The organism is Bacillus sp. B4EP4a (assembly GCF_006680105.1).
Taxonomy (GTDB): Bacteria; Bacillota; Bacilli; order Bacillales; family DSM-1321; genus Peribacillus; species Peribacillus simplex_E.
In genome coordinates this window covers 1-12,436 of record NZ_VHIK01000084.1, presented here as the reverse complement: position 1 = coordinate 12,436, position 12,436 = coordinate 1, and the positions used below count along the sequence as shown (strand labels likewise).

Below are 12,436 nucleotides of genomic sequence, written 5' to 3'. Positions count from 1 at the left end.
GATATAATAGATTCTATTAAAAAAAGGTCAACCAGTAAAAACTGGCTAACCTTATAATACGAAGCACCCGTTAGTTGAACAAAATAACGAACATCTCAACTTTGGCTACACCATTTACGCAGTTGGCTAATATGAGCTTGATGATATCTATTATGGTCTGCCATGTGCCAAATATCCCATTTAATAGTGGCCTCTTTACCATTTTCATATTCAACTTGTTGATTTAACTGTTTATCTGTTAACTGGTAGTAGATAGATTTAATCATACTTATAACATCGTCATAATCATTTATGAGTACATCCAGGGAAATGCCTTTAAGTTGTGGTAACTGGTTGTTTTCAACTTCTCAGTTCCTGTTATGATTTCTACCAATATTATACATTAAATAGACTATATTCAGTTATTGAACTAAACTGCCCTGTTTGCTCCATAAGAAAAGGAGCTGCCAAAGCAACTCCTGTTTAAAGTAATATTATGTTTCACGATTTTGTGAAGGTAATTATCACCATTACCGGCGAGGTGGCTTGGCAAACAGTCGGCGGAAAGGGAGCGGATTTCGGAAATTAACTGGAACGTTTTTCAAATGAAATAAAATGCAGGCAAACTCTCTTTTCTTCGAGTTTTGTCTAAGTAATATATTATTAATTCTTTTGCATTTTATATAAATGATAATTGGATCATAAACGGTTCCTCCACTTTTTTATGCTTATTAAAACCAAAAGAAGAGGCAAGTATAAAACAAGGAAGGCCACGCTGTAAGGATTGATTATTTTATTTAATACATATAAGGAATCGACATCGAAAAAGAATATGTTGACGAGTATTATGATTATGGACATTACCCATAAGGGATACTTTTGCTGGACGTTGAATAGGCGCTTGACCCCCCTGCTAGCAGCCCACAAAGGAATGACCATGTTAGTTATAATAACGATGTTCCACCAAGAAACGGTTATGTACTCGAACCGTTGAATAAAGGGCAATTCAATAATACTGGTCAATGAGAGTGTTGGCCAAAGGGTAAGGACCAACTGTTTCTGTGAATAAAAGACTGTCGAAACAAAATAAAGTAATAGGAGCAATAGCGTAGTAGCCAATGCTCCTCCATGAGCATATTTTTGTGATGTTTCAGGATTTTTGATGAACGGATAAAACATCAGGATCATTTCAAAACCGAGCATTGATAATGAAGTACTTCTGGTTCCTTTCATTATTTCGATTAACGTATGATCGAAAATAGGGAGAAAACTGGTGAAATCAGCGTATTTAAAACCATATAGAGGTACAAATAAAAGCCAGTATGAAACAATTACACTTAAAAAGGCAATACCCGTAATGGTTCGGAACCCTCCCGAAATGATGTAATAAATCAGGACCAGAAAAACCAAAGCAAATGCCCAAGAAGGTACCTCTTCAAACATCCAAACATGAATGACATTTATATAGCCGATTATGATCGTCATTCCAAGGGCGAAAAAGTACAGAATGAATAAGAGACTAAAGAAATTCCCAATCCATTTACCCAATGCATGATTATTAGCAGAAATGATATCACCGGGAACAATACTGAAAATCTTATATATAAGCCAAATTAAGATATGAACAATCAGTCCGGCTAGGAGTATGGAGATCCAGCCATCCGTCCCCGTCGCCTTGGCTAAATCTCTTTGAAAGTTCAACACGCCTAATCCTGTTTGCATGGAATGCAGTAAAAAAAACACATAGAATGGCGATACCTTATACTTTTCATTCACACCAGCTTGGTTCATAATGTACCCTCATTTATTTCACTCGTATTTCCTATGTTAATAATCTGGCTTTTAAAGGAGTAATTTATTCAAAGGATACAAACGGTAAGTACAGTTCGAACCTCCCTCAATAAACTAATCACAATCATACGACTGCTCTGGAAGGAAGGTTGCATTCCTATTTTAGTCGGTATACATTTCTACAGTGTATTAGACATAAAAACTAATTCACTATAAATACATAAAAATACGGTGTAAAATCGGGAATTTTCGAATTTACACCGTTAAGTCTTTTTTAAAGAAAATCTTATATAGATTTGAAACTTAGGAAACCATCGTCAACACTACGCTGGCCACTTGCTTCGGCTGGATGAGCTTTCCCCGCATATGCTGTGCAGCTAGGAGCATTTTTCACTTCTTCATTGTCACCAAGTATGGACGAATCAATGAATCCTGGAGCAACTCCTACAACTCGGATACCGTGTTCAGCTAACTCTAATGCCCCAGATTTAGACATCATAACCACAGCTGCCTTAGCTGCGTTGTAATTAAAACTTCCAAATGCTGCCATTGTCCCATTGATTGATGCTGTATTAACGATAGTTCCATTTACATTTAATTCAACCATTTTTTTAGCATCGGTAACGACAAAGAGAGGTACCCCCAAGGAAGTGACCTCACTATTATGTGGGCCTCTGCCCCTTTGGGATAGCCTCTCATTCTTAAGCAGTTTTACTTATTTTCAGATTCATTTTTGCCCATGCCTTCAGCTAATTGTTCAAATGATTTAACCTTACCATGTGGATTCTGCGATTGTTTACGATCTTTCCATTGGCGTTCTTCTTGTCGCTTAGATTGAGTCATCTAAATAAGCTCCTTTACATAAAGTCTTTTTACTCGGTGCAGTCATCACTTATCATCAGTTCGAGTCTAGCAAGTATTAATTAATGCATGCCTTTCCACTCACCTTGATTTTTAGATGCTTTTTCTTTTTTTGCTTTATTTTTATGTGCTTGATTAGCTTTTGCACTGCCAAATTCTTGGGAAAATTCTGAATCAGTTTTGCTTGAATTGAATCTTTGTTTGTTCTTTTGGTCTGCATCATTTTTCTTTGTTCGTTTTGCCATGGATACCCCTCCTTCTTATTTTTAGTATGAGATCAGAAAGAAGAAATATACACCGAATTAAAACCGTTAGTAACATGAATCTGTCATGTAATTCGGGTAAAAAACAAAGTGAATAATAAGTTCCGGTTCGGTTATTTTATAAGTTACATACCTACAATGTTGCCGTTGCCACATAAGGTGTTTGAAATTAACTTAACACCAGAATTTCTTGACTTGGATTTTTCCATTAATGACAACTCACTTCCAATTTATATTTTGCTTATCATCCTTCCATCCTTGATGTTTAAAGTGTAAGTATTATTGACTTTAGCATGCTAGGTCTCCCGTTTTTGCTATGATATTTTTGACAGCTTCCCTCTTCAGATTATCCTTAACTTTCTTTTTCCATTCTTCCCGTTTGTTTTTTTTGCTTATTTTCATTAACCATCAAGATCCTTATGCTTTTCCTTTTTAATCCGTTTTATTTTTTGTTCTATAACAAAACAGGTTACGGTAAAATTAGTGATTCAGGTACAAGCTTTTTAGCAAAATATCAAACGATAACTAAGCAAGGGTTTTCCTCATAAATATTTTTTATGATATGATAGTTAGATTGTTTATCTACCCTGTGACACATTTACATTCATCTAAGAAAAGAGGTATTTATGCACGACACAGAATTATCCAAGCGACATTGGCTACTCATCTTAACACTTACTTTATTAACATTTGTTCTCGGGACAAGCGAATTTGTTATCATCGGGATCTTAACCGATATTTCCTCGAGTCTCCATATTACAAATGCAAAAGCAGGTACACTCGTTTCTGCGTTTGCGATTACGTTTGCCATTGCGACACCACTCGTGATGTCGGCAACAAGCCATTTTCCAAAACGTAAATGGATGTTGTTTTTGATAGGGTCGTTCATCATCTTGAATGCTTTGTGCGTAATTTCGACGAGCTACATCATGCTCCTTGCTCTTCGGATGATGACAGCAATCGTAACAGGAGTTTTAATTTCGCTTGCCATGATTGTTGCAAGCGAAACCATGCCAATCGCAAAACGTGGACTTGCTATATCATTCGTTTTCGGTGGTTTTACTCTTGCAAATGTAATTGGAGTACCAATAGGCACTGTCATCGCTGATTGGTACGACTGGAATGCAACCTTTCTGTTAACTACTTTTCTCGGTGGAATTGCGTTTTTGGCATCTTTCTTCATTTTGCCTACTATGAACAGTACATTTCGCAGTTCAATGCGTGAGCAATTTTCTTTGTTAACACACCCACGAATCTTAATGGCTTTTTTCATTCCATCTCTTGGATTTGGTGCAACGTATGCCGTTTATACGTATTTTGTTCCGATCTTGAAAGGAATGGAAGCACCAAGTAATTCAATTAGTTTGATCTTGTTTGGCTACGGATTCATTTCCATTTTCAGTAACATACTCGCGGGTAAAATTGCCAGCCACAATGCTATCGGACGCCTCCGGTTTGTTTTCCTCGTGCAAGCAATCGTACTGATCAGTTTATATTGGACGACAAATAATTTTATCTTTGGATTGATTAACATTGGCTTGATGTCATTAATGGCCATCCTTTTAACAACATCTACCCAGCTTTATTTGATAGACCTTGCCGGTATTTATCAACCAAAAGCTACAGGGCTAGCTGCTTCACTGATGCCAGTAGCAAGCAATGTCGGTATCGCCTTTGGTTCCGCTTTAGGCGGAATTGTTTACCATCAGGGAAATTTAATGAGTGTGACATGGGTCGGTGGGCTGGTTGCTATCTTTGCAAGTCTTCTAACTTTCCTAAGTCATCGCTTAGACCAAAAACAAAAGAAACTAGCATAAGATAGAAGCTATGAGCGCCTTGGTATGCTTCCTATGGTACCTGCAATGGCATAATAAACGAGTAGTGTTATTGTAGGATTGAAACAATGTGGTATTTAATACAAGAAACCTTGATAACAGAACAAATAGAAAGAGCATGTTTTGAAAAAAGATTGGTCAATTGAATGATACTTTTATAAAAATGTTTGATCATTTTCCATACTTCTTATAGGACCAACCAGCTAATAGGATGTCAAAATCTTTCTCTAAAATTTTATTTCCCGTATGATCTACTATTTTGGCCATGCCCAAAAACCCCTCCAAAAACTTTTTGGAAGGGTTTTTCTCTGTTTAAGTTAATCAGGCACAATCCAGGAACATTTTTTTCTCTTCAAAAGTACGTAATTTCAATGAAGCAACTTATTAATACAGGCAACCATTGACACGTTGGCAGGTTTTCAATTGAATTTTTCTTATCATATTATTCTATTAGAATTAATTGCCTAATCGCAACCCGCTTAATATTAAATCAGCCTTATATACGCAAGATGTTAAAATTCAAGTAATTGTTCACCGTCAACTTTGTCCACAACCGCTATAATCCTGGGTTTTCTGAACAAGATTATTGAATATTAAGTCTTTCTTGATTTATATCCATACCTTCATAACATCTTTTTTGATAAGAGCAGCTTTTGCAAACAGTTAAAGAATCCGTTTTCAAATACTTTTTGGGTTCTTGTAAAAGATTCTTGATTATGTTGAGGTATTCCATTCCATCCGAAACATCCTTCAAGGTGGGAATATAAGTTTCTATTTTACCTTCCATAAGCGAGAAGATCTCTATTCTTTCCGGTAGCTGACCAAATGTCTTTTCACAAAATACCGAAATCATATTATTGAATAAAAGGTTCATTTCTTCATGTGTATCAACTAAATATTTCTTTATGATGAATGTGTTGCTTGACCATTCTGCTACTTCAAAAGTTAAAGAAAGTTCGGTTCCCAACTCCTCAATATTAATGTTGAACTTTTCATATAAAAATAAAGGTGGATATTCAATTTTTGTAGAAGTTAAAAATTGGAGTAAATGGTCTGTCATATTAGCAAGAGCCATATAATAATGATTCTTTGACTCAAACTGACGTACATCAATGGCACTCCAATGATCATCTATGAACTCCATAACTTTCTTTGTCGTTGCCCTGTTTTCTTAAAAAACATGTACATCTCCAGAGTTCATTTTATTCTTTATTTTCTGTACGTTGCTCAGTTCATCGGCAAATGAAAGAAAAGACTCCCTATCATGTGCATCTAGTGCTTCGTTTACTTTAAAGCTCAAATGGTTAAGTTTTAGGTTCAAATCCAAAATGGAGCAAATGCTACCATTGGTATACAGTTCCTCAATATCTTCCACATGCATAAAAAACTGAAACTCATTGTTGACAACTATTAAAGAGTGCCATCCTAGGCAATCAACGTACTTCCGTTCGTTTGTAATTGTCCAAACATCACCTTGAAGAAACTCAATTATATGTTGGTGCCTTTGCCCAGGACAGCAGCAGCTTACTTGATGCTGAAATAATTCCAATATTACAAAATTTTTATTCATAGGTTTTCCTCCCTTACTCACATTCAGTTTTTTTTGAATTCTACTTCAACCTTAGCTCTTTGTCAGTCAGACTGTTTTTGGTCAGAGTTACCGTCTATTCTGATAAGGTTGACTAATTTTTTAATTTTTCTTCCTGGTCCAAACTGTATATTCATTATTGTCGCCTTTTTAATATCGAAATTCTTTTTATTGACATGCAATATAACTAAATGAAATTGATAATCATTTTCATTTAGTATTTTATATGATAATGATTATCACTGTCAATCTGTTTTAGCCAACTTTTCATATTTTTGTTTTGTTGCCTCGGAAAAATAGATGCCCAGTTACTGCTGTCAAGCTCCATCTTATGTATTATATAAGTTTTTAAAAGTTCGTTTTAGTCATGTCCTAATAATGATTTTTGAGTGGATGTGTCCATCTTTGAAGGTAAGGGAACAGGTAAGAAATCCCATTCGCCCTTTTTGTTAGGACAGAACTCAATAATACTCTCTGCTAGTCTACTTTCTCCAGCTGTAATACCGCCTCTGAAGTAGGATATTCCTTTAACAACAATAAAAAAACCTTCCAATTTTCCTCCTCTACTTACTAACCATATTCCTCCATGCAGTGTCATAGCTTCGCTTGTTATACGAATCTAAGTACAACCAGCCTTAAACATGTTTCTGGCGGACAATTTACTTCACGGGATTAAGTCCCACGCACCCGTACGTCCTACCCTGGCTACTGATAAAATAGATTCTATTAAAAAAAGGTCAACCAGTAATTTTACTGGACGACCTTAGAATACGAAAGTATCCGTTAGTTCAATAGCTACTTACAGTTTTTGATATTACTTCTTAATATAATGGGTCCCAATTTTTCAGTTTTTGAATTAGAAAGACGCACATGCACTTCTACATTTTCCATTTTCGCTGTAATTTCATCAAATCTTCCAGCCCAAGTTGGACTATCTTTTTCTGGAGAAGGATAAAGCCTGAAACGCCAACTAATTTCGTCTGGTATAAAAGCAAAACCTTCATAGCTATCGTAATTCCCATAAGAAGATGGTTCTGGAAGGTGTACCCCAAGAATACTTATATTAGTTCGTGCAAAACTTGGTGGGCGCAACTGCACTTTATAAACCAGTGCTGTTCCCTTTGAATTTGTAAGCTTTTTATCAATTGGATCCAATACCATACTACAAGGCAAAGTTGTTGCATTTGTTTGTATAGGAGAAATGACAAAAGTTAAGATAATAAATATGCCCAAAACAATTTGTTTCATACCAACACCTCTTACAATTATTTTGGTTATTTTACCCACATTATGATCTAAATATAGATAGTCCTTATTCAAGTAACCTGCCTCTCTAGTTGCATAAGAAAAGGAGCTGCTGAACAGCTCCTGGTAATAAAGTTAAAAGCACCTTATTTTGTTTAAGTACAATTCTTCACAATCTCCCGAGTAGCATTAACATAAAAATCCATTTAAAACTCACCTCAAAGAACTAAAGGTGAGGTGATATGAATTCAACCAAACTTTACATAATCCCCTACTTTAATTTGATTCTTTTCAAACCATCCAAGATTCACTTCAATTGCATAATGATATGATATTTCTGGATCATAGGTAGGGCATATATACTCTTTACAAGGCTCCATATCAAGTATTTTCAGAATTTCCCCAGCTGAGTCAAGAAAAGCAATAGATAAAGGAATTAAAGTGTTTTTCATCCAAAATCCACCATACATTTCTTCTGAAAACACAAATAACATCCCCTCATTTTCGGGTAATTTCCCAACAAACATTAAGCCCTTTTCTCTTTTTCTTTGAGTATCTGCAACTTGAACGGTTAATCTAATTTCCTTGTTTCCACTAAGTATTTTTATCATTTTTCTTTTTATTATATTTCTCATGTTCACTCACCTTTGAGTATTATTATAAGCAGGAAAGAAATTTAAGGTCTTTTTTAAAAAAAGTTCATGAGATTGAAATTATCTTTTTTCGAAAAATGTCTATTCCCTAATAATAAAAAGGAAGAAAGTTGAAGATAAAACGAATACAAGATGAAAAAAATAACTAACGCAGCACCGTTTCACTTCTAATACTTATTCTATGATTTTAAATTTAATACGCTGTTTTCAATAATCACAGCAACAATATGAAAGCACAGGCGTGGTTTTGGAAACCTTTCATGAACTTAATTAAAGCTTGCGAAATGGAATTTTTAGTTGTTAACGCAAAACATAGGAAAGCTGTCCCTGATCTAAATCAGCGAGAATTGCGTAAGCTTGTTCCATATCGCAGAAGTATTATTGAAGAATGAGCTAGACAAAATATCAAATTAGGCTCTGTAGAGGGTAAAAAGAGCAATGATCACCACCACTAGTTAAGAAACTTTAGTAATTTCGGCAAGTCTCCAGAAGGAACCAGTTCCGGGTATGCACGCTATATAAAATATATCTTTATAACATTCCTCTGCCATAGTTAAATTGGGTAGGTGCTTTTGTTTGAATGTCGATTTTATGTATTATGTTAAATGTTCTAGCTTTACGTTTTAAGACTTCAGCTTTAAAGGTTCTTTTCTTATTTGACTTTTCTCATAGGGGATGGCCTCACCATGAGCGCCAATAAGGACCCTTTTAAAAACCCTCCCCATTTAGCACCTTTCATAAGGCCCATCCTAGGGCCTGTACAACTGTACTACGTAACGTCATACGGTATCAGCAAGGCTACTATATAGGGGGGATTTGGGGATTTGGAGAATTGGATTGGAATAGTATATTATATGTTCAATATTCCAATTAGTGTAGAAAAGTAATAAATATCAGCATCAGCCCCTTATAACCTACCACGCACACCCTCTTACCCAACCCATGTTGGGATACAACGCCGAAAGACCTAAGGACGACCTACCGGGAACCTTGATTTCTCGCAGGGTATTTATGACTCCGAAAGGCTGTGTGCTAGATTTAGAACGCAGTAATAATCTAATGATAGACAAAGAATGGCCCGCATTTCTTTACATAATGAATGCTGACCCTAGTTTTTTAAAGAAAATCCTCTGAATGAGAGTCCTTCTTTAAAGCATTTTATTGATTCTTCTCATAAAATCTTCCATAACGGTGGATAATTTCCCCTTAGCTTCCTTCATCGAGCTTCCTTGAACACCGAAATAAAATTTAATTTTAGGTTCCGTTCCGGAAGGTCGTAAACATACCCATGTGCCATCATCAAGAAAGTATTTTAATACGTTGGATTTTGGGAGCTTGATGGCCTCTTCCCTATTTGACGCAAACATGTATTTTTTCCTGCTGAGATAATCCTCTCGAACCACTACTTTATGACCAGATATTTGTTCTGGTGGATTTTCACGGAATTCATTAAGGATGGCTTGAATTTGTCTGGCACCTTCAATTCCTTTTAAAGTTAACGATCGTAAATCCTCCAAGTAATAGCCATATTTCTCAAAAACATGCAGTAAACCTTCGTACATCGTTTTGCCTTGCTTTTTGTAATAGGCACAAACTTCCACTGCCAGAATAGTCGCCTGTATGGCATCCTTATCTCGAGCAAAGTCTTTGATTAGATATCCATAGCTTTCTTCATAGCCAAACAGGAAAGAATGTTCTCCACTTGTGTGGTATTCATGGATCTTTTCAGCAATGAATTTAAATCCAGTTAAAACATCTACCGTTTTCAAACCATTTTGATCAGAAATCGCGCGTCCTATTTCTGAAGTCACAATGGTCTTTAATACCACTCCATTTTCTGGAAGAGTCCCTTTCTTTTGTTTTTGTGAAATTAAATAATCCAAAAAGAGAGCGCCTGTTTGGTTTCCTGTTAATACGACATAATTTCCAGCATTATTTTTCACGCTAATTCCGAGCCTATCCGCATCTGGATCGGTGGCAATCAATAAATCAGCGTCGACACGGTTTCCAAGCGCGATGGCCAATTCAAAAGCAGCATGTTCCTCTGGATTAGGCGATTTAACAGTAGGAAAGTTAGCATCGGGCATTTCCTGTTCTCTAACAATATGGACATTTCGATATCCTAGATCATGCAAAGCACGTTTTACTGATTTATTGGCTGTACCATGAAGCGGTGTAAACACCAGCTTTACATCGATTTCATTTGCTAACTTTGGATCTTCCGGAATAGTGAGCAAATGCTCATTATAAGCAGTATCCAGCTCTTCCCCAATGATTTGAATGAGCCCTCTGTCTTTTAGGATTTCTTCTTCCTCCACTACAATGGAAAGCTCACTTTCAATCGTGTTCACGTAATTAATGACTTGATCCGCCGCTACAGGAGGTAGCTGTGCACCGTCTGATCCGTACACTTTATACCCATTATATTCAGGCGGATTATGGCTTGCTGTAATGACGATACCGGCAAATGCACTCAGCTTACGTACGGAAAAAGAGAGCTGTGGGGTAGGCCGTAATTCATCAAATAAATAAGCTTTAATTCCCTTTGTTGCCAAAGTCTTGGCTGCTTCCAATGCAAATTCTGGAGACTTATGTCTTGAATCGTAAGCAATTACGACTCCTCTGGATTTTGCCTCGTTTCCAAACGATTGAATATACTCAGCAAGTCCTACTGTCGCTTTTCGCACGGTATAAATGTTCATCCTATTCGTACCTGGACCAATTTCCCCTCGCATACCACCCGTCCCGAATTCCAAATTTTTATAAAAGGCGTCTTCAAGTGCTATCTCATCATCCTTCATTTCTTCAAGCGTTAAACGCATTTCATTATCTAAATTTCTGTAACTTGTCCAAATAGTATATAAAGACTTCCAGTCCATGAAAAAACAGCTCCTTCCAGCCTGTATATTTTTCTTTTCACTTTGACCTTAGTACACATTGTAGGCGATCAATGAGTATGAAGTCTAAAAGCCATCGTTCCTAAAACACCCATTACGATATCATTTTTAGCTTCCTCAAGTAGTTCCTTATCCTGCAACGGAGTTGAAGAATCGCCAAATGTCCTCCCTCCAAAGTTGTTGGTTAGATCCATTCATATTCCTAACCAATACTTTGGAAAGAGCGTCATTTATTCTTCACTATTTCTTTGGAAGAAGAGCGAAAATACGGCTGGTTTTCGAAAGAATTCAATTGCGAAATCTTGAATAATTATAAATTTCTTTCTTGATTTCAGAATCCATATCTTTTGGCAGCTGATTTATTGAAAAGAATTTTACAGCACTTCCTTCATTACCATCAGGTTTCAAGGTTCCTTCGATAATTTCATTTGTTATATAAAAAGCATTAACAGAATAGAATTGATCTCCATTTGGTAAGTGAATAAAATAGTTTACGCCTGATATAACTTTTAGAAATTGTAATCGACCAATCGTTAAACCTGTTTCTTCTTTTACTTCACGCAATGCTGTTTCCTCTAATGATTCTCCTAACTCCATAAGTCCCCCTGGTAATCCCCATACTTTTGTATCTGTTCGAAATTGTAATAAAATCTGCCCAAGTGGATTAAATACTAATACTTTTGCCCCTGTTAAAATAACTGGCCTTTTTCCCACAAGCTTGCGTAAATCTTCAATATAGCCCATGTCACTCCCCTATCTGCTTAAATGATAACTATTGGGTATCCAGCTTGTTTTTCGTAACTGTTTTTAAGTTTTCCTTACTTGAATTATTTTTTCGATTTCTTTTTCTTTTCCTTTTCCGTATTCTTTTTCTGTTCCGTTTTCTGTTCCGTTTTCTTTTTCTTTTCCTTTTCGTTTTCCGTTTTCGTTTTCTGTTCCCTTTTCTTTACCTTTTTCGTATCCATTTCGGCTTCCGTCTTCGTTTTCGTTTTCTGCGCCTTTTTCTTTTCCATTTTCGTATCCATTTCGGCTTCCGTCTTCGTTTCCGTTTTCTGTTCCGTTTTCTGTTCCGTTTTCTGTTCCGTTTTCGTTTCCATTTCGGCTTCAGCCATAGTTGGAGTTATGGCTCCATTACTTTTATTTGCTGCAATTGAAATAATTAAGTTTAGTGATATATTAGTCTTCGTTTCCGTTTCGGCTTCCGTCTTCGTTTTCGTTTCCATTTCGGCTTCCGTCTTCGTTTCCGTTTTATTATCGTGAGTATTTTCTATTTCTTGATCCATATTTTGTTTAATGACAGAAAATGTTTGTTCAATGACTTTCA

At 36.1% G+C, this 12,436-nt stretch carries 13 protein-coding genes and 1 pseudogene; 1 reads left to right on the top strand and 13 read right to left on the bottom strand.

The genetic code is table 11. From position 1 onward, the window contains the following. Nucleotides 1-678: 678 nt before the first annotated feature. The 4 genes from FNK51_RS25930 to FNK51_RS25920 form a co-directional block, all read right to left on the bottom strand. Nucleotides 679-1,770: a GerAB/ArcD/ProY family transporter gene (locus FNK51_RS25930; protein ID WP_141995200.1), complete on the bottom strand. Its 1,092-nt coding sequence runs from the start codon at nt 1,768-1,770 to the stop codon at nt 679-681. 286 nt (nt 1,771-2,056) lie between these two features. Continuing rightward, entirely contained in the window at nt 2,057-2,416 is a 360-nt protein-coding gene (locus FNK51_RS25925) for an SDR family NAD(P)-dependent oxidoreductase (RefSeq protein ID WP_286178898.1), read from the bottom strand. Between the two features lie 65 nt (nt 2,417-2,481). Continuing rightward, on the bottom strand, nt 2,482-2,613 hold the full coding sequence (locus FNK51_RS27005; RefSeq protein WP_220127011.1) for a DUF6254 family protein: 132 nt from the start codon (nt 2,611-2,613) through the stop codon (nt 2,482-2,484). 80 nt (nt 2,614-2,693) lie between these two features. After that, the gene (locus tag FNK51_RS25920; RefSeq protein ID WP_141995199.1) at nt 2,694-2,876 is read right to left on the bottom strand and encodes a hypothetical protein; all 183 of its coding nucleotides are present in this window, start codon (nt 2,874-2,876) and stop codon (nt 2,694-2,696) included. 644 nt (nt 2,877-3,520) lie between these two features. On the opposite strand from FNK51_RS25920, the gene FNK51_RS25915 reads away from it, so the two are divergent. Then, nucleotides 3,521-4,711, top strand: a complete 1,191-nt coding sequence (locus tag FNK51_RS25915; RefSeq protein WP_141995198.1) for an MFS transporter — start codon at nt 3,521-3,523, stop codon at nt 4,709-4,711. A gap of 601 nt (nt 4,712-5,312) precedes the next feature. Here FNK51_RS25915 and FNK51_RS25910 read toward each other — a convergent pair. From FNK51_RS25910 to FNK51_RS26840, 9 genes and pseudogenes are all read right to left on the bottom strand, one after another. After that, on the bottom strand, nt 5,313-5,873 hold the full coding sequence (locus tag FNK51_RS25910; RefSeq protein WP_141995197.1) for a hypothetical protein: 561 nt from the start codon (nt 5,871-5,873) through the stop codon (nt 5,313-5,315). Nucleotides 5,874-5,900: 27 nt separating this feature from the next. Then, the gene (locus tag FNK51_RS25905; protein ID WP_141995196.1) at nt 5,901-6,299 is read right to left on the bottom strand and encodes a hypothetical protein; all 399 of its coding nucleotides are present in this window, start codon (nt 6,297-6,299) and stop codon (nt 5,901-5,903) included. A gap of 379 nt (nt 6,300-6,678) precedes the next feature. Then, a complete protein-coding gene (locus tag FNK51_RS25900) occupies nt 6,679-6,870 on the bottom strand; it encodes a hypothetical protein (RefSeq protein WP_141995195.1) in 192 nt (63 codons plus the stop codon). Between the two features lie 242 nt (nt 6,871-7,112). Continuing rightward, complete coding sequence (locus FNK51_RS25895) at nt 7,113-7,565, bottom strand: YoqH family protein (RefSeq protein WP_141995194.1); 453 nt, start codon at nt 7,563-7,565, stop codon at nt 7,113-7,115. 245 nt (nt 7,566-7,810) lie between these two features. Further along, entirely contained in the window at nt 7,811-8,197 is a 387-nt protein-coding gene (locus FNK51_RS25890) for a DUF192 domain-containing protein (RefSeq protein ID WP_141995193.1), read from the bottom strand. A 1,166-nt stretch (nt 8,198-9,363) separates the two neighbouring features. Next, nucleotides 9,364-11,094, bottom strand: coding sequence for a phospho-sugar mutase (locus FNK51_RS25885; protein ID WP_141995192.1), 1,731 nt, complete (start codon nt 11,092-11,094; stop codon nt 9,364-9,366). Between the two features lie 68 nt (nt 11,095-11,162). After that, complete coding sequence (locus FNK51_RS26845; RefSeq protein WP_181762353.1) at nt 11,163-11,306, bottom strand: hypothetical protein; 144 nt, start codon at nt 11,304-11,306, stop codon at nt 11,163-11,165. Nucleotides 11,307-11,400: 94 nt separating this feature from the next. Then, nucleotides 11,401-11,856, bottom strand: coding sequence for an NUDIX hydrolase (locus FNK51_RS25880; protein ID WP_141995191.1), 456 nt, complete (start codon nt 11,854-11,856; stop codon nt 11,401-11,403). Nucleotides 11,857-11,939: 83 nt separating this feature from the next. Further along, a pseudogene (locus FNK51_RS26840) lies at nt 11,940-12,436 on the bottom strand (hypothetical protein); the annotation flags it as partial.

Coding starts and splice junctions, on each gene's coding strand:
- FNK51_RS25930 (WP_141995200.1), bottom strand. CDS start 1,770: ATGAACCAAGCTGGTGTGAATGAAAAGTATAAGGTATCGCCATTCTAT.
- FNK51_RS27005 (WP_220127011.1), bottom strand. CDS start 2,613: ATGACTCAATCTAAGCGACAAGAAGAACGCCAATGGAAAGATCGTAAA.
- FNK51_RS25920 (WP_141995199.1), bottom strand. CDS start 2,876: ATGGCAAAACGAACAAAGAAAAATGATGCAGACCAAAAGAACAAACAA.
- FNK51_RS25915 (WP_141995198.1), top strand. CDS start 3,521: ATGCACGACACAGAATTATCCAAGCGACATTGGCTACTCATCTTAACA.
- FNK51_RS25910 (WP_141995197.1), bottom strand. CDS start 5,873: ATGGAGTTCATAGATGATCATTGGAGTGCCATTGATGTACGTCAGTTT.
- FNK51_RS25905 (WP_141995196.1), bottom strand. CDS start 6,299: ATGAATAAAAATTTTGTAATATTGGAATTATTTCAGCATCAAGTAAGC.
- FNK51_RS25895 (WP_141995194.1), bottom strand. CDS start 7,565: ATGAAACAAATTGTTTTGGGCATATTTATTATCTTAACTTTTGTCATT.
- FNK51_RS25890 (WP_141995193.1), bottom strand. CDS start 8,197: ATGAGAAATATAATAAAAAGAAAAATGATAAAAATACTTAGTGGAAAC.
- FNK51_RS25885 (WP_141995192.1), bottom strand. CDS start 11,094: ATGGACTGGAAGTCTTTATATACTATTTGGACAAGTTACAGAAATTTA.
- FNK51_RS26845 (WP_181762353.1), bottom strand. CDS start 11,306: ATGGATCTAACCAACAACTTTGGAGGGAGGACATTTGGCGATTCTTCA.
- FNK51_RS25880 (WP_141995191.1), bottom strand. CDS start 11,856: ATGGGCTATATTGAAGATTTACGCAAGCTTGTGGGAAAAAGGCCAGTT.